Here is a 17,755-nt window from a genome sequence, read left to right as displayed (position 1 = left end):
ATTTCTAATTTGCCATATCTCGTTCGTATCTAGCTAAAATCGTCTCTACAATTTTCCTTGCATTATGGCGTATATATCCATTTTTTACTTCTATAAAATTGTCTAGTATAAACTCATAAGGACAATCTGTAAATCGAGATAAGTCTACTTCTACCATATCGGAATCCTGTTCTTGATATGGTTCTAAAAAGCATTTTTTTACTTTTCCCGTATTAGCAACAATATAGTCTATAATATTCTTGCCTTGTTTTAAATGGGCTTGCAGAGCTTCTACATGGTCATATAAATCATAGCCTTGAGTTTCTCCTGGCTGTGTCATAATATTTGATATGTAGTATTTCTTTGCTTTTGCTCTAAGCAGTGCCTCTTCGATATCTTCTACTAATAAATCGGGAATAATAGAAGTATACAGACTTCCAGGACCTAAAATGATAATATCTGCTTCTTCAATCGCTTTTACGCAATACGGCAGTGCACAGACTTTATCAGGATTCGTTTTTACTATTTTTATCTTGCTTCCTACCTTTTTTACGGTTTCTGGAATGGCAGACTCTCCATTGACGATTTCACCATTTACCAACTCTGCAGTTAATGTAATATCATCAAGAGTTACAGGCAAAACGGTACCTTTTACTGCCATAACATCGCTAACATTTTTTATGGCCTCTACAAAATTATCACTAATGGCATTCATAGCTGCAATAAATAAATTTCCAAAGCTTTGACCATTAAGCCTTCCTTCTGTAAATCTGTGATTTAATAATTTTTGCATAATCGATTCATCATCTGCTAAAGCCAATATACAACTTCTAATATCTCCAGGTGGAAGCATGCCCAAATCTTCTCTTAATACACCTGAGCCTCCCCCATCATCAGCTACTGTTACAATAGCTGTGATGTTTTCTGTATAATGTTTTATACCTCGAAGCAGAACAGATACTCCTGTTCCTCCCCCTAAAATAACAATTTTTGGTTGATTATATTGATTCATTTAATTCTCTCCTAAATGTTTGTATACATCTCTATGGTCTATAATTGCCCACTGTCCTTCTTTGTTTAGCAATTCTGTCAATACATTTGCTATGGTTACAGAACGATGTTGTCCACCAGTACAGCCAATAGCAATGATCAACTGAGTCTTACCTTCTTCTATATAATAAGGAATTAAAAATTTTAGTAAGTCAAAGGTCTTGTCAACAAACGTTTGAGTTACCTTATAATTTAATACATAATCTTGCACTTCTTTATCGTTACCTGTCAATTTTCTAAGATCTTCTACATAAAAAGGGTTAGGCAAAAATCGAACATCAAAAACCAAATCAGCATCAAGTGGTATTCCGTGCTTGAACCCAAAGGATACTACATTGATAAGAAGGCCTTTTCGTTCATTTTCCTTTGCGAAAATTTTTCCTAATTCTTCATTTAGTTCTTTTACATTTAGATCTGAAGTATCTAAAATATAGTCTGCCTTTTTCTTAATTTCTGCAAGTTTTTCTCTTTCTAGGGAAAGACCTACAAGAGTCCGGTCTTCAGACGCTAATGGATGCTTTCTTCTAGTGGCTTTAAATCTTTGTATTAAGACTTCATCAGAAGCATCTAAAAACAAGAGCTCAAATTCAAACTTTCGATCCTTCATTTGCTCTAGTACATTTTCTAGTTCATCAAAGAAAACGCCTCCTCTGCTATCCACAACTAACGCCACTTTATCGATATTTGTATCAGAGCGTCCGCATAATTCAGCAATTGTTGGAATCAATTCTGGAGGTAAATTGTCTACGCAGAAATACCCCCAATCTTCAAAAGCTTTAAGAGTGTTACTTCTGCCTGCTCCAGATAGCCCAGTAATGATAACCAAACGCATGTTTATTCCTCCCTTACATTAATAATATTTTCAATCGGTATAGATGCATATTCTATAGATTCTAATCCTTTGTCAACGCTTCCAATACTATCTAAGTCATGGGAATCACTATTAACTGCAAATTTCACATTATATTTTTGTGCAATTTTAATATCATCTCTTGTCAAATGTCCATGATGAGCATTGATTTCAAGTACGATATTCTTTTCAGCTGCTTTCTTTGCTATTTTATCGATGTCTACTGGAACTTTTGCTCCTGGATGAGTGATCATAAAAATTGGATGTTGATCCATAGCCTTAATCAAAGCTTCCGTGTTTATTTGTGTTGCCCTTTTCTTTAATCCGGAAAATACTTTTGCTAAACCATTTAGCAAATAAAAATTAAAGAAGTCTCCTATGCTATGAGGAATAATGCCATAATGATATCCTACATATATGACATCGTAGAGATGTATTTCATCATCTTTGACGTCAATGTCTCCATTTACACCTACGATATTTGCCTCTACCCCTAGGAGAATTTCAATATTAGGGTACTTTTTTCTCATGTCGTTTACCATATTTCTCATTTCAATCCAATGAGCCCTTTTTACTCCATATAAAAAATGACCGCTTCCATGATCAGAGATGACGATTTTCTCTAAACCCTTTTCTATAGCCTTTTTAATATTATCCTCAATAGTCGCCTTGCCATGGCTATACGTAGTATGAGTGTGTAAATCTCCAGTTAATCTCATTTTATCAACCCTTATCTCAAGTATTGTTCTATTATATAATATTTACTCCAAAGTTCATAATATTACATGAAGTTTTACAAAGTGGTAAGCAAATATGCGACTTGTGTCGCAATGAACATGGAACAATGAATAATGAACAATTTTAAAGACTAAGCGCATAATTGCATATTCGTACTATTCATTGTTCAACGTTCATTTCTCATTATTCATTGAAGACTTTGTATTGAGTTCCACTTTCAGCTTTCCGCTAATAGATTTTTAAATACAACTTACACCTTAGAACTTAAGAGCCTGTCGTTCTAATTCAATTCCTTACTGAATAAATTAATATAGAGCAAGGAGGTAGCTATGTTTAAGAAAATTTTACGAGTAATCTCATATATCTTAATAATCGCATATATTCTTACAGCCCCTTACTATTTAAATAGTGTATTTACAGACAAATATTTAGTTCAAGATGATAAGGTACAGTGGTCTGGCGTCATAACCATGTGGGATATTCCTCGCCTTACTATAAATGGCAGTGAATTTGGGTGGATTAAAGGTAGAATCGATGAGTATCAGAAGCTCAATCCTAATATACATATTGAACTTCGAGAGCTCCATTACGATGACAATAAAGAGATTGCTTTTAAGGCAGCACTTGGCGAAGATTATCCTGATATTATGCCTCTATTTATTGAAAATGAAGTACTTCCTTTAGACCATGTAATGCCTGTCAATTTATTAGATGAGGATGATCAATTAATTAGTATAAAAGATTCACTAATTTCTACTGTATATAAAGACGAAAAAATTTGGGGGATTCCTGTCTATTACTCTACCAATGTGCTAATAATAAATAAAGAGCTCATTGATTCTATAGGGGTAAAATTGCCAAAGGATATGGATTACGATACATTCCTCTCTTTTCTAAAGGAAATTGAAGAAAAAGAAACCACTGGGGAAATCGCTCCTTTTGACTTTTATATAGGTGAAGAGGCAAACTCAATAATGCCATTTTTTTTTAGTGATGGAGGCAACATTTTCTCTGCAGATGAAGGTAGTGAAGTAAACTTTTATAGCAATGAAGTGGTCAGTGGTTTAGAAAAATTAAAGAGAATCAGTGAGAATTTGTCTACTTTACATGATGATTACGGAAATAGGGGCAAAGTTCAAGCAACAACAGACTTTTATAATGGCAAAACTGCTGTATTAGCGGGAAGCTTAACGGATGTAAATGGACTACTACGAAGAAATAATCAAGATAGAGGCTTTGAATTTGAACTCTTGCAGTATCCAAAAGGTCAATCTGAAGCTCCCGTTTATTTTACCGAAGATGTAGGCGCATACGCCATTATGGATACGAATAGCAATGAAAAAAAAGAAGCACTCTATGATTTTATGAAGTTTTTATTATCAAAAGAATCTCAGATGAGTTTAGAAAATATCGGCAGACTACCTTCTTGTGAGGGATACGATTATAATTTTGAAACGCACACCCATTTAAATACATTAAACGATTCTACTTTCCTTGAAACAATGCCCTTTTACCTTGATCGAAGTCAAATATACAGTACCATTAATGAAGAGCTTAAAAAGATGTTTAAAGACAATCAACCCGTTACTGAGACCTTATACAATATCCAAAAAAGTACAAATATGTCATTCATAGAAAAAAGGTAAGCTTGATAAAATCAATTTTAATTTGTATAATAGTGAATTAGGTAGCAAATTATTCTTACCCTGCATTGGAGGCAAACATGATTAAATATATTCTCTCAAAATTAGAAACTTTTATGAATAAAGATTCCTTATTAATAGATGAACCAATGAAAAATCACACTTCGTTTAAAGTAGGTGGTCCTGTTGATCTTATGATTATTCCTAAGACAGAAGATGAGGTTATAAATGTATTAAAACTTTTGGCTAGTCAACCTATTCCCTTTTATATTATGGGCAATGGCTCTAATTTATTGGTGTCTGACAGAGGTTTTTCTGGTGTGGTAATTAAATTATACGACAATTATAATGATTTCTCTGTAGATGAAGATATTATTACTGCTAAATCAGGTATTTTACTAAGCAAATTGGCTAAAGTAGCACTAAACCACAATTTAGGTGGATTCGAATTTGCATCAGGCATACCAGGTACACTAGGTGGAGCAGTAACAATGAACGCTGGAGCTTATGGTGGTGAAATGAAAGATGTGCTTATTAGCGCTCACGTAGTTGACAGACAAGGAAACATTTCTGAAATAGTCAATGGTAATTTAGAACTAGCCTATCGCACTAGCTCTATACAAAAGAAAGACCTAATAGTTTTATCTGCAAAATTACAACTTAAAAAAGCACCTTATGACGAAATCAAAGACAAGATGAATGAATTAGATCATAAAAGAAAAGACAAACAGCCACTAGAATGGCCTAGCGCTGGAAGCACTTTTAAAAGACCAGAGGGTCATTTTGCTGGAAAACTAATACAAGACTGTGGACTTAGAGGCTACTCTATAGGCGGTGCGCAAGTTTCTGAAAAGCATTGTGGCTTTATTATTAACAAAGGTGGCGCTACTGCCAACGATATTTTTAATTTAATCTGTCATGTGCAAGAGACTGTATACCAAAAATTTGGTATTCATTTGGATACGGAAGTAAAACAGCTAGGAGAGTTTTAATTTTTATAAATGCGCAGAAGGCTGAAAGCTGAAAGCGGAAATTTAGCCACCACTGGTGGCTTCACGGATAACTTAAGTAGTTTTCAAGGGTCCGCTTCGTGGGCCTTTTTTGCGTGTCTAATACATACTAAAGAACCCTAGTTTCTGCTTTATCATCCTTGAGGCTTTAACCTAAAGGTCTTTGCTTTTAGATTATCTCGCCAAGGGCGAGTTGGTTTTCCTTTCAGCTTTCCGCATTCAGCTTTCATCTTACAAGTTTTTCCTCGTCCCTGCTAACGTTGCAAAATACACCTTCTTCGCTCCACCTTTCATAAGTGTTTCGCTGCAGGCGTCTATGGTCGCACCTGTGGTATATACATCATCTATTAAAAGGACTACCTTTTCTTTTATTACTTTCTCATCTATTACCGCAAATGCCTTCTTTACATTGTCGAAGCGCTCATCTTTTTTTAATTTCAATTGATGAGGGGTATCCTTTTCTCGAACTAGGCACTCTAGTTCTAATATCATATTCGGTGTTTTTTGCCATTCGACAAAAGATTGCATTATTCCCCAGGAAATTTTCTCGCTTTGATTATAACCTCTCGTTTTCATTCTATTTTCATGAAGGGGTACTGGAATGATGCTATCTACTTCATGAATCCACTGACAATATTGCAAAGATAAGCCCAGCTTCTTGCCCATGTATACTGCTAAGTCTGGACAATTTGAAAACTTAATATCGTGTATGATCTTTCTAATAGAGCCTTCGTAATTGTATAGGCAATAACCTTTTTCATAATGATATTCATTGCTGATACAATCACTGCAATAGTTTTTCTCTTCTTCGATCTCTTTTCCACACTTTTTACATCTATTGCCCCTTACTACTTCTAGCTTCCTCTCACAATCATGACAGACATAATCATCAGAAAAGAAAATGACCCGTAAACAAATAGGACATCTTCCATTTGGAATAAAAATAAGATCTAATAGCTTATGAATCCACATGGTCTATCTCTAAGAAGGGATTGCTTTCTATTCTTTGACGGAGTCCTGTATTTCGCTTTACGCTATTGGTGTTTTGAATCATAGCAGGTAAGTACTGAATATTTCCTACTAGGATTACTAAAGATTTCGCTCTTGTTATCGCTGTATAAAATAAGTTTCTATTTAATAAAATAGAGGGACCCTTAAATATAGGCATGATGACTACAGGGAATTCACTCCCCTGACTTTTGTGGACAGTAATAGCATAAGCGTGCATGATTTCGTCTAATTCCTCAAAGTCGTATACTACTCTTTTATCGTGATCAAAGATAGCCACAAGTTTTTTGTTTTCTAAGTAGATTTTTTCAATAATGCCCATATCTCCATTAAAGATGCCTTTTCCAGATTCTCCTCCTACTATTAAATCCCACTCTTTTTGATAATTGTTTTTTATTTGCATAATCTTGTCCCCTTCCCGGAAGGTGACAGAGCCTATGGTTTTCTCTTTTTTAATCTTGTCCGCAGGATTTACACTCTCTTGTAAAGCAATATTTAATTCTAATACGCCAGTAGGTCCCTTTTTTACAGGAGCAATGACTTGAACGTCTTCCATAAAGTCGTATTGCTTTAATCGATTCGTACATAAATTTACGATTTTTGATTTTACTTTGTCCCCTGTATATCCTTCGATGAAGAAAAAATCTTTTTCCTTATCATTTAGAACGGGCATCTCTCCATTGTTAATTCTATGGGCATTAACAACTATCATGCTCTCCTGAGCTTGTCTAAAGATTTTCGTCAATTTCACTACTCTTAATAATTTGCTATCAATTAGGTCCTTGAGCACATTTCCAGGGCCAACAGATGGTAACTGATTCACGTCTCCTACAAATATGATTCTCATTCCTACACTTACTGCTTTTAACAAGCTGTTCATGAGAACTGTATCGATCATGGAAGCTTCATCAATAATGATTACATCGTATTCTAATGGATTTTCCTCGTTTTTTTCAAAGCTTTGACTCGTCTCGTCCGAAGAAAAACCATACTCTAGTAAGCGATGTATGGTTGTAGCTTTTTCGCCTGTAGATTCGCCCATTCTTTTTGCTGCCCTTCCTGTAGGTGCTGCAAGGGCTACTTCGTAGTTTAACCTCTTAAATATATCTAAAATACAATTGATAATGGTAGTCTTTCCTGTTCCTGGACCACCTGTTATGATGATAATACCATTTTGTATGGCTGCCTTTATGGCCTCTACTTGTATAAGGTCTAGCTCTATTTCATTTTCCTTTTGAAATTTTCCAATGACATTATCAATATCTATTCTTTCTTTTTCATATTCGTAATTGTTTAATCTGACCAGCGTATTTGCCACATTTTCTTCTGCCTTAAATAGAGGCATAGAATAATATACTCGCTCTTCATCTATTATTTGTAATTTAATATCTCCCTTAAGGGCTAATTCCTCTATTTGATGCTCTACTAATTCCTTCTCTACCATTAAGAGAGAGGATGCTTTTTGTATCAACGCATCTTCTGAAAGATACATATGCCCATCCCTATAGCAAGACCCTAGAGCGTAGTGAACTCCTGCCATAATGCGAAATATAGAATCTCTCTCAATGCCTACGCTCATAGCAATAGCATCAGCTGTTTTAAAGCCCATCCCTGGTACATCAGAAATAATTTGATAAGGATTTTCTTTTATAATATTGATGGAATTGTTTTTATAAACCTTGTAAATTCGCATAGCATAAGTGGAGGATATGCCAAAATTGCTAAGATATACGATGGTCTCCATAACTTCTCTATTTTCGTTAAAAGATTCGGATATCATCTCAGCAGTCTTTTCTCCTATTCCAGGGATCTCCGTCAACCTCCCAGGATTGTACCGAATAATATCTACTACATCTTCGCCAAAGTGTTCGATTAATAGTTTCGCTTTTTTTTCTCCAATGCCAGCAATAATGCCTGAGCTCAAATACCTTTCAAGACCTTCAGCAGTAGTAGGCGCAGTGATCTCAAAATTTTGCGCCTTAAATTGAGTGCCAAAAGTAGGGTGCTCCGTCCACTGTCCACTAATAGACAGGTATTCTCCCCTCTTTAGCGCAGGGAAATTCCCTACTACGGTAACTAATTCACCACTACACTCCATGTCCATTACCGTATAGTGATTATTCTCATTATAAAAGACGATATGGTCCACATACCCAACAATATTCTCCATACAAATACCTCGCTTATTCTCTTATCTTATATTTTAGCATATTATTTCTGTTGGTAATAGAAAAAGCTCAGAAGTGAGAATTCTATTTTCACTTCTGAGCTCTTTCTACTTTAAGCCCCTTAATATTCAACTACTACTTTTCAAACTTGAATCCATCAATTTTCATTTCTCCATCTTCTTCTTCCATTCGGATGAAACCTTGCTCTGTTTCTTCTCTTTTTTCTCCATTCTCATATTCGTAAACAATATCTACATTACCTATTTTATAGTTTTACTTTTTAAGTTTATATGGATTGTTCCCTCTTTATATTGAATAAAGGGTAATAATTGGTTTGATGCAATTTTTGTTTTTGAATCCCTCATGTAGTCCCCTGTGCGAAATACAGAAAGGAGTAAACCCAGTAGGAATAGATTTACAACTAAATATTTACGTCCGAAAGAAATGAGAGGCAATGATAAGGGTGAAAAAAATGCAAATCCTAGATTGACGGATATATATATAATGCATTGCATGGTAAAGGTTGTAATCACGGATAAAGAGATTAAATAACCTAATATGCTCTTTTGTCTCCTTGATAGGATGATTCCACGTATAATAAGAGTAGAGAATAGTAGAATAATACCGGCAAACGCAATCCACCTAAAGTTATAGATAATATAAGTGAGTAAATGGTGGGTATGTATAGCAGGTAAAGTTTGACCCACTGCATCTATTGGGGAACCTATACCAATTAATTTTGCATGGGATAGATGTAGCTGGATTTGTGTAGTTAACCAATTAGCACCTGTTACAATATTATCGTTTGATAGAAATACACTTATGCTCTCTCTACGCCAACCACTCGATACGATACCATAAAGCATTGCTATAAAAGTAAAAGCTGTAGGAACATATATAATAAGAAGCCCTGAAAGTTTACTTACTTCAAACCATCCCTTTGTGACGGAACTTGTCAAGATAATAAGACATGAAATGCACAGAAAGAAAAGCATAGTCATATTTGGTGAAAGGAGCGCAATGCTAGCAGGGAGGAGAAATCCAATCCCACAAATTATAATTCCAATATATCCTTTATTTCTCATACTGTATACAAAACCTGCAAACGCAGTTGGAAATAAAAGCAAAGGATAAATGGTATCTTGTACCTGCCCATTTATAAGATTTCCATTAAGGATATAATAGATGCAAACAATATATAAAATTATAAATATTGTTTTAGGATATTTGCCAACAATAGTAAAATCAATAAAATAAGCAACAATTAATAAAATCATACCTACAACTATACTGAGTATATGCTTTTGAAATATTGACAACGCAGACATACTATCGCTGATAGAACTTCTAGTATAGTAACAATAGTATTGAATGGCGAGGCCGAGCAAAAGGATGCCACATATAAGGATCAGCATAGCCCAATCAGGTTTCGGCTTGTGTACGCGGTTTAGCTGTTCTCCAATAACTACAGGATCGCCCATTTCTTTAATTGCCTGATCTATGGCCTTATCTTCATCTAGTCCATCGTCCATTAATGCATTTTTTAAATCTTCAATATGATTTTGTATTTCTTCAACTACAATAGGTTGCGCTTTTTCCCATCTGATTTGTTCTCCTACCAATTTTAAAAATGAACTTATCTTATCAGTATGCACAGTTTACGCCCCCTAAAATACGATTTATAGCTGATGCATAGGTGTTCCATTCATTTTTTTTGTCCTGTAAAGCTTGTAGCCCTTCCTTTGTGATACTATAGTATTTTCTCACTCGATTATTGTCAGCTGCTTTATCATATGATGTGACAAATCCTTTTTTCTCCATAGCATGAAGTAAAGGATATAGTGTACCAGCTTTTAACTCAAATACATTCTTAGATCTATTTTTTAGCTCCGCTATCATCTGATAGCCGTACATGTCCCCTCGTTCTAATAGTTTTAGCAAAAGCATTGTTGTGCTCCCACTTAAGAGATTTTTATCAACTGCCATAATTTACCTCCTATATATAGATTATCTACACATATTATATATAGATAATCTATATACGTCAATTTGTTTTTTTGATAAGCTAAATAGTATTTAATCCCTATAACTCTAGATCGTTCTTATTCTTCTTACTCGTTTACTATCAATCTGTAATAATATAAAGACATCCACTATACTATCTCGCATCTAGCAAGGGAGGGTTTTTCTGACCACCTAAAAATTGCTTCGCAATTTTCGTATAAAAAAAGAGCAGGTTTCCCTGCCCTAAGTTTGTTATTCACTTTTAGTAAAGTTCTACTTCATTAAGTGTTTCCATATCCACATCTTGCTCATAATCTACTGTGTCAAAGTTAAAGCCGTTTATTTTCATAAAATCATCGACAAATCCTTTTATATCAGATAGTTCGTGCAAATTGTCATTATCAATTTTGTTTAGTATTTCTTTGACCTTTTCTTGGAGGGCTTCGTCTTGTTCGAGATTATCTGGTCGGTATCTTCCTACTTCATCGATAATAGGTTCTTCTCCATAGACCATGTCTTTGAATAATCTGTACTTTTGTTCAATTTCTCCTTCGTGAGTACCTGCTTCTTTCATCAGTTTGTATAAAATAGCACCGTACACTGGGAAGATTGGAATGTATATGCTAGCCTTTGTAACGATTGCCTTACTAGCGGATATAAGAGCCTGACCATTGTACTTTTCTTTAAGAGTCGTGTTTAATGCTCTTGCCGTTTCTTCTAAGTGGTTTTTTGCCTTACCGATCGTTCCTTCATGATATATATCATAAGTAGCAGGAGAGCCTAAATAGGTATAAGATACGGTTTTAAAACCTTCTTCAAGTAAATCTTCTTTCATAAGAGCTTCTACCCAAAGATCCCAGTCTTCTCCCCCCATAACTTTAATGGTATTTTGAATTTCTTCTGGTGTAGCTTCTTCCATTTTCTCATACTTTAGACATTCTTTATTAATGTCGATGCTGTAGCCATCAACTGTTTTACCTATGCTCTTTAAGCTAGATATATACGTTTCTCCTGTAACAGGATCTGTCCTTCTGTTGGATGCTAGTGAATAAACAAGTAAGTCGATTTTTCCGTATTCTCTTTTGATATAATCTATTACTTGCTGTTTCATTTCAAAGGAAAAGGCATCTCCTATAAAATCCTTGTATTTTAATCCTTCTTCTTTGGCAAATTGCTGAAAATAGATATTGTTCCACCAACCAGCAGTACCGGTTTTGTTTCTTTTAGGTTCTATTTCAAAAGACACATTTATAGTATTAGCATTACACCCAAAGCCTAAAGTTACTCTGCTGGCTAGACCATATCCTGAAGACCCTCCTATAATCAAAACATTCTTAGGGCCTTTAAAGCTTCCCTTTGTTTTAACATAGTCGATTTGCCTCTTTACGTTTTCTCTGCATCCTATAGGATGAACTCGAACACATATATTATTCTTAATCGCTGGCTTAATAATCATGATTCTTTTTGCCTCCAAACGTCGTTTTTTGTAACTAATTATTTGTTGACAACAACAGTTATTTGTATTATATTTCAAATATACTTTGATTGTCAAAGGATTTAATGCGATTATACAAAATTGTATAAATGTAGGAGGACTAAAACTTGAATGTAGAAGACATTATAAAGCTTATTGATAAAGTTGATACAACAGGTATCACTGAACTGAAGATTAAAGATGATGACTTTAAATTATACATTTCGAAAAATTCTTCATCCGTAGTATATACTGAAAATAGTGTTCCTATACCCAATGTAGTAAAACAAGGTGCGGTAGAATCTATACTTGAAAAAGTAGAGAAGGAATCCACAAACGAAAATGACACAGTGGTCAAATCTCCTTTAGTTGGAATTTATTATCAATCTTCTGATCCTAAAGCAGCACCTTTTGTATCTGTGGGTCAAAAGGTTCAAGAGGGAGATGTGCTCTGTATTATTGAAGCTATGAAGATCTTTAATGAGATTAAAAGCCCTACGAATGGCATAATTAAGAAAATTCTTCCCTCTAATTTAGAAGTGATTGAATACGATCAAGAACTCTTTATCATAGGAGACGAGGAGTAATGGCAAAAATACGTCGAGTGCTTATTGCCAATAGAGGAGAGATTGCCGTTCGAGTTATTCGGGCTTGCAAAGAATTAGGTATTGAGACCATTAGCATCTATTCTACTGCAGATAAAGAAAGCTTACATGTGGCATTAGCAGATTACTCTATTTGCGTAGGACCAGGCCCTGTCCAAGAAAGTTATTTAAATATGGAACGAATCATGAGTGCTGCTGTAGCATTAGCTGTTGATGCAATCCATCCTGGTTATGGCTTTTTATCCGAAAACAGCAAGTTTGCTAAGATGTGTGAGGAATGCAGCATCCAGTTTATCGGTCCATCGTCTGAGGCCATACGAATGGCTGGAAACAAATCTACAGCTAGAGAGATTATGCAAAGTAATGAAGTTCCCGTTATTCCTGGTTCCAATGGAGTTATTCACTCTTTAGAGGAGGCAAATGATATTGCCGCATCCATTGGCTTTCCTGTCATCGTAAAGGCTTCTTTAGGTGGTGGCGGAAAAGGTATGAGAATTATTGAGAATCAACGAGATATGGAAAAGTTTCTACTTCAAGCCAAAGCAGAAGCAGAAAATGCTTTTGGTGATGCCTCTATTTATATTGAAAAATATATTAAAACATCTAGACATATCGAATTCCAAATACTAGCAGACTCATATGGCAATGTTATTCATCTAAATGATAGGGAATGTTCCATTCAACGAAACAATCAAAAGGTTGTTGAAGAGGCACCTGCTTCTTGTATTGACAATGAACTAAGGCTTCAAATGGGTGAAACAGCTATTCGCGCTGCGAAAGCGATTAACTATGTCAATGCTGGCACTATTGAGTTCTTATTAGACGAAGATTCTAATTTTTATTTTATGGAGATGAATACTAGAATCCAAGTAGAACATCCTATAACTGAAATGGTTACTGGTGTAGACTTAATAAAACAACAAATCAAGATTGCAGAGGGAGCTCCTCTTCCATTTGATCAGGAAGATATTGTGATTAAAGGACATGCTATAGAATGTAGAATTAATGCAGAAGACCCTGATTTTAATTTTACTCCTAGTGCAGGTCTTATTAAAGAATTGCATCTTCCAGGAGGCAAGGGAGTGCGTGTAGATTCTCATATCTATCAAAATTATTTTATTCCCTTATACTATGATTCTATGATTTGTAAGCTCATCACATGGGGAGACGATCGACAAGAAGCCATTGATAAAATGAAAGTAGCCCTCGATGAAGTAATTGTAGCAGGAGTAAAGACCAATATACCCCTCCTCAAAAAGATTATAGAACATAAAGATTTTATTGACGGAAACATCACCACTAAATTTTTAGATAAACTTTTAAGATAGAGTTGATACTATGTTTACTTTTTTAAATAAAAACAAAAAATTTAAACCTACTACTTTAGAGCAAAAAAACATACCTGATTATCTTTATGTGAAATGTGAAAGCTGCTCTAGCTTAATTTACCATGAAGATTTGAATAATAGCAATTATATTTGCCCTAAGTGCGATTTTTATTTTAGATTAAATGCCATGCAAAGAATAGATTTTACGATTGATCGAAATACTTTTAGGGAATTTAATCGATCTATGAGATCTAAAAATATTTTAAAATTTCCAAAGTACAGTGAAAAATTATCTCATGTGGCCAAGAATACCAATTTAAAAGAAGCTGTAGTAACAGGCTATGGTGAAATCAAAGGCAAAAAATGCGTCATCGCCGTCATGGATAGTTATTTCTTTATGGGCAGCATGGGCGCTGTCGTCGGTGAAAAAATCACTCAAGCAGTAGAACGATCTATAAAGGCTAAACTACCCTTGATTATTTTTTCAACTTCTGGTGGCGCAAGAATGCAAGAAGGAATGTATTCTCTTATGCAAATGGCGAAAGTTAGCAGTGCCCTTAAAAGACATCATGACCTTGGACTTTTATACATTAGTGTCTTAACTCATCCTACTACAGGTGGAGTAACAGCTAGCTTTGCTATGCTAGGAGATATTATCTTAGCAGAACCAGGTGCCTTAATTGGGTTCGCCGGCCCTCGAGTGATTAAACAGACCACTGGACATGAACTCCCTGAAGGATTTCAAAGTGCAGAATTTCTACAAAACCATGGATTTGTTGATTCCGTTGTGCCTAGAATAAAGATGAAAGAAATGTTATATGACATTCTCGATATCCATGAGAGGTGATAAAATGAAAGAATCAAATACTCGATCAGTTGACGAAATATGGGAACACGTTTTAAAGGCTAGGAGTGTACATAGACCTAACGCTCTTGACTATATTAACAAAGTGTTTTCAAACTTTATAGAGTTCCATGGAGACCGAGGTTATGGAGATGACAAATCTATTATAGGTGGAATTGCGCTCTTAGATGATATGCCCGTCACAATTATAGGTCAACAAAAGGGCAGAAATACAGAAGAAAATATCGAAAGAAATTTTGGCATGACCCATCCAGAAGGATATCGAAAAGCTTTGAGACTTATGAAACAGGCTGAAAAATTCCATCGTCCTATTATCTGTCTTGTAGACACTCCTGGTGCAGCTTGTGGTATTGGTGCTGAAGAGAGAGGTCAAGGCCATGCTATTGCCTCAAATTTATTTGAATTATCCAATTTACAAACGCCCATAATTTCTGTCTTTATTGGTGAAGGTGGAAGTGGTGGAGCCCTTGCATTAGCAATTGCAGATGAAATATGGATGATGGAATATTCCATTTTTTCCATATTATCTCCTGAAGGCTTTGCTTCGATCCTTTGGAAGGATAGTTCAAAGGCAAAAACTGCCGCTGAACTCATGAAGCTAACTTCTTATGATTTATTAGAACTTGGCATTATTGATAAAATTATTCCAGAAGAAGCAGATATCGATAAAAATGCAGAACGAATTATGTACAATTTACAAGCGAGTTTAATACAGTCCCTAAAAGCTCTTAAAGCTACTCCTATAAAAGCTCTTTTAAAGAAGAGATACAACAAATTTAGAAATATAGGTGTTTAGGCTTAGAAGGAGGAAATTTTGAGCAAAATTATTGCTACAGGAAAATATGCTCCCCAACTTGCCGTTTCAAATCTCGATTTAGAAAAGATCATCGATACAAGCGATGATTGGATCTACACAAGAACTGGCATTAGAAAAAGGCGCATTTCCCAAAGTGAAAGTACTTTGGATTTAACATATAAAGCAGCTTTAAATGCAATTGAAAAAAACAATATTAACATTGATACCATTGATCTAATCATCGTGGCAACTGTCACCCCAGATCATTTTATGCCCTCAACAGCTTGCCTACTACAGAGCAAGCTGGGAATTGACCATCTGCAGGTAACATCCTTTGATATTAACGCAGCCTGTACTGGTCTGATATATGGAATACAAATAGCGGATAAATTTATCTCTTCACGATCTCATAAAAGAGCCTTGATAGTAGGTGCTGAAACATTCTCAAAAGTATTAGATTGGGAAGACAGAGGTACTTGTGTACTCTTTGGAGATGGTGCAGGAGCGGTAATTTTAGATGGAGAAGAAGATAAGATCTTATCGGATTACACCAATTCATCCGGTGACAAACTCCTCCACCTTACTCTGCCAGCTGTCCCCTTAGAAAATCCCTTTGGGGCAGAAAAAAAAGAGATTTCTAGATATTTGACTATGAATGGCTCTGAAATCTTTAAGTTTGCAACCTTCGCAATTAAAGATTCCATCGACTTTGTACTAGAGCAATGCAATCTAAATATAGATGATATTGCATACATCGTCCCCCATCAAGCAAATCAAAGAATCATTGCTAAAGTTGCACGAGTCATGAAAATACCGCTGGATAAATTCTATATGAATGTAGAACACTATGGAAATACTTCTGCTGCCAGTATTGGTATAGCCCTAGATGATTTATATGAGACAAAAAATCTAAAATCTGGCGACAAAATCATCTTAGTTGGCTTTGGCGGTGGCTTAACCTGGGGTTCTATATTATATGAGTATTAAGTAAAGCTTGTAATTCTTAGAAGAATATGGCATTATCTATAATAAATTAAAAAATTTGGAGGTTTTTATAATGGTTAAAGAAAAAGTAATGGAAATATTAGCAGAAGAACTAGGCGTAGAGTTAGACCAAATTAAAATGAGTTCTCATCTTCAAGATGATTTAGGAGCGGATTCTCTTGCTGTTGTAGAGGTAATCATGGCTTTTGAAGATGAATTTGATGTAAAAATACCAGAAGAAGACACAACGCAGTTAACAACTGTACAAGATATCGTCAATTATATTGAAAGCAAACAAGAATAAGAGGTTATTTGTATGAGTATCGCTTTTTTGTTCCCAGGACAAGGGGCTCAATACAAAGGCATGGGAAAAGAATTATATGACAACTTCAGTGAAGCAAAGGCAGCTTTTGAAATTGCCGATGCTTCACTTCCCTTTAGTATAAAGGAAGTTTGTTTCCAAGATTCTAAAGACTTCATTAACGAGACAAAATATACCCAACCAGCCATTCTTACTACGAGTATTGCAGCTCTAAAAGTTTTAGAAAAAGAAAATATTAAACCAGCCTACTGTGCCGGTCTAAGCCTTGGTGAATACTCTGCTCTAGTCGCCAGCGGTGTGTTAGATTTTGCTACAGCAGTTCCCCTTGTATACAATAGAGGAACCTTTATGGAAGAAGCTGTTCCCACTGGTCAAGGTGCTATGGCTGCTATTATGGGCCTTGATAATAGTATAGTAGAAGAAGTTTGTGATGCTGCCTCTTCAAAAGGCATCGTTCAACCTGCTAATTACAATTACAATGGCCAAATCGTCATTGGCGGAGAGACTTTAGCTGTAGAATACGCTATGAGTTTAGCAAGTGACAAGGGCGCAAAGCGCGCTATGAAATTAAATGTCAGCGGTCCCTTTCATACTTCTCTACTTAAAGATGCAGCGCAAAAACTAGAACTCCATATGAAGGATCTTTCTTTTAAGCCTTGGCATACACCTGTTATATCCAATGTGACTGCTCTACCTTATGATGAACTTTCTTCCTTAAAAGAAGTTCTAGTAAAACAAGTAATTTCTCCTGTTAAATGGGAGCAAAGTATTAAATACATGATTTCTCAAGGGGTAACCCACTTTATCGAGATTGGGCCTGGTAAGACACTTTGTGGCTTTCTTAAACGAATTGATAAAAACGTAAAAGCCCTAAATGTAGAAGATATAAAATCTCTTGAAAATACGATAAAAATAATAGGAGGTCAGTAAT

At 35.3% G+C, this 17,755-nt stretch carries 17 protein-coding genes; 9 read left to right on the top strand and 8 right to left on the bottom strand.

What is annotated here, in order from left to right; all coding sequences use genetic code 11:
• Window positions 1-4 precede the first annotated feature (4 nt).
• Genes DES36_RS09360 through DES36_RS09350 form a run of 3 tightly spaced genes read right to left on the bottom strand, consistent with a single transcriptional unit; the run spans window position 5 to window position 2,598 of the window.
• Window positions 5-991, bottom strand: a complete 987-nt coding sequence (locus DES36_RS09360) for a gluconeogenesis factor YvcK family protein (RefSeq protein WP_113920964.1) — start codon at window positions 989-991, stop codon at window positions 5-7.
• Window positions 992-1,861 carry an RNase adapter RapZ gene (gene rapZ / locus DES36_RS09355; protein ID WP_113920963.1) on the bottom strand — a complete coding sequence of 290 codons (870 nt, stop codon included), beginning with the start codon at window positions 1,859-1,861 and terminating at the stop codon, window positions 992-994.
• Between the two features lie 2 nt (window positions 1,862-1,863).
• Complete coding sequence (locus tag DES36_RS09350; protein ID WP_113920962.1) at window positions 1,864-2,598, bottom strand: PHP domain-containing protein; 735 nt, start codon at window positions 2,596-2,598, stop codon at window positions 1,864-1,866.
• A 348-nt stretch (window positions 2,599-2,946) separates the two neighbouring features.
• Between DES36_RS09350 and DES36_RS09345 the strand changes: the two genes are divergently transcribed.
• Together DES36_RS09345 and murB are read left to right on the top strand one after the other, a co-directional pair.
• Window positions 2,947-4,263: an ABC transporter substrate-binding protein gene (locus tag DES36_RS09345; protein WP_113920961.1), complete on the top strand. Its 1,317-nt coding sequence runs from the start codon at window positions 2,947-2,949 to the stop codon at window positions 4,261-4,263.
• Between the two features lie 77 nt (window positions 4,264-4,340).
• Entirely contained in the window at window positions 4,341-5,252 is a 912-nt protein-coding gene (gene murB / locus DES36_RS09340; RefSeq protein WP_187387081.1) for a UDP-N-acetylmuramate dehydrogenase, read from the top strand.
• Between the two features lie 249 nt (window positions 5,253-5,501).
• Here the strand turns inward: murB and DES36_RS09335 are convergent, their stop codons facing one another.
• The 5 genes from DES36_RS09335 to fabV all read right to left on the bottom strand — a co-directional run bounded on the left by DES36_RS09335 (window position 5,502) and on the right by fabV (window position 11,906).
• Window positions 5,502-6,242 carry a ComF family protein gene (locus DES36_RS09335; RefSeq protein ID WP_113920960.1) on the bottom strand — a complete coding sequence of 247 codons (741 nt, stop codon included), beginning with the start codon at window positions 6,240-6,242 and terminating at the stop codon, window positions 5,502-5,504.
• Window positions 6,229-8,448 carry an SF1B family DNA helicase RecD2 gene (gene recD2, locus DES36_RS09330; protein ID WP_113920959.1) on the bottom strand — a complete coding sequence of 740 codons (2,220 nt, stop codon included), beginning with the start codon at window positions 8,446-8,448 and terminating at the stop codon, window positions 6,229-6,231. Before recD2 ends, DES36_RS09335 begins: the two co-directional genes overlap by 14 nt.
• A gap of 258 nt (window positions 8,449-8,706) precedes the next feature.
• Window positions 8,707-10,101: a permease prefix domain 1-containing protein gene (locus tag DES36_RS09325; RefSeq protein WP_113920958.1), complete on the bottom strand. Its 1,395-nt coding sequence runs from the start codon at window positions 10,099-10,101 to the stop codon at window positions 8,707-8,709.
• Window positions 10,091-10,432 (bottom strand): PadR family transcriptional regulator, encoded by a 342-nt coding sequence (locus DES36_RS09320; protein WP_113920957.1) that lies wholly within the window; start codon window positions 10,430-10,432, stop codon window positions 10,091-10,093. The genes DES36_RS09325 and DES36_RS09320 overlap by 11 nt, the downstream gene beginning before the upstream one ends.
• 280 nt (window positions 10,433-10,712) lie before the next feature.
• Window positions 10,713-11,906 carry an enoyl-ACP reductase FabV gene (gene fabV, locus DES36_RS09315; protein WP_113920956.1) on the bottom strand — a complete coding sequence of 398 codons (1,194 nt, stop codon included), beginning with the start codon at window positions 11,904-11,906 and terminating at the stop codon, window positions 10,713-10,715.
• Between the two features lie 146 nt (window positions 11,907-12,052).
• On the opposite strand from fabV, the gene accB reads away from it, so the two are divergent.
• From accB to fabD, 7 genes are all read left to right on the top strand, one after another.
• Window positions 12,053-12,511: an acetyl-CoA carboxylase biotin carboxyl carrier protein gene (accB, locus tag DES36_RS09310; protein WP_113920955.1), complete on the top strand. Its 459-nt coding sequence runs from the start codon at window positions 12,053-12,055 to the stop codon at window positions 12,509-12,511.
• Window positions 12,511-13,857, top strand: coding sequence for an acetyl-CoA carboxylase biotin carboxylase subunit (gene accC, locus DES36_RS09305; RefSeq protein WP_113920954.1), 1,347 nt, complete (start codon window positions 12,511-12,513; stop codon window positions 13,855-13,857). Before accB ends, accC begins: the two co-directional genes overlap by 1 nt.
• A 10-nt stretch (window positions 13,858-13,867) precedes the next feature.
• On the top strand, window positions 13,868-14,704 hold the full coding sequence (accD, locus tag DES36_RS09300; RefSeq protein ID WP_113920953.1) for an acetyl-CoA carboxylase, carboxyltransferase subunit beta: 837 nt from the start codon (window positions 13,868-13,870) through the stop codon (window positions 14,702-14,704).
• A 4-nt stretch (window positions 14,705-14,708) separates the two neighbouring features.
• Window positions 14,709-15,518, top strand: a complete 810-nt coding sequence (locus tag DES36_RS09295) for an acetyl-CoA carboxylase carboxyltransferase subunit alpha (RefSeq protein WP_113920952.1) — start codon at window positions 14,709-14,711, stop codon at window positions 15,516-15,518.
• A gap of 15 nt (window positions 15,519-15,533) precedes the next feature.
• Complete coding sequence (locus tag DES36_RS09290; protein WP_423230756.1) at window positions 15,534-16,505, top strand: beta-ketoacyl-ACP synthase III; 972 nt, start codon at window positions 15,534-15,536, stop codon at window positions 16,503-16,505.
• A gap of 70 nt (window positions 16,506-16,575) precedes the next feature.
• Window positions 16,576-16,806: an acyl carrier protein gene (gene acpP / locus DES36_RS09285; protein ID WP_113920950.1), complete on the top strand. Its 231-nt coding sequence runs from the start codon at window positions 16,576-16,578 to the stop codon at window positions 16,804-16,806.
• 12 nt (window positions 16,807-16,818) lie between these two features.
• On the top strand, window positions 16,819-17,754 hold the full coding sequence (gene fabD / locus DES36_RS09280) for an ACP S-malonyltransferase (protein WP_113920949.1): 936 nt from the start codon (window positions 16,819-16,821) through the stop codon (window positions 17,752-17,754).
• Window position 17,755: the final 1 nt, after the last annotated feature.

Origin of the sequence: Alkalibaculum bacchi, from assembly GCF_003317055.1 — a bacterium.
GTDB classification, from domain to species: Bacteria; Bacillota; Clostridia; order Eubacteriales; family Alkalibacteraceae; genus Alkalibaculum; species Alkalibaculum bacchi.
Note: the sequence above shows the minus strand (reverse complement) of the source record. Positions and strands in the feature narration are given on the sequence as shown.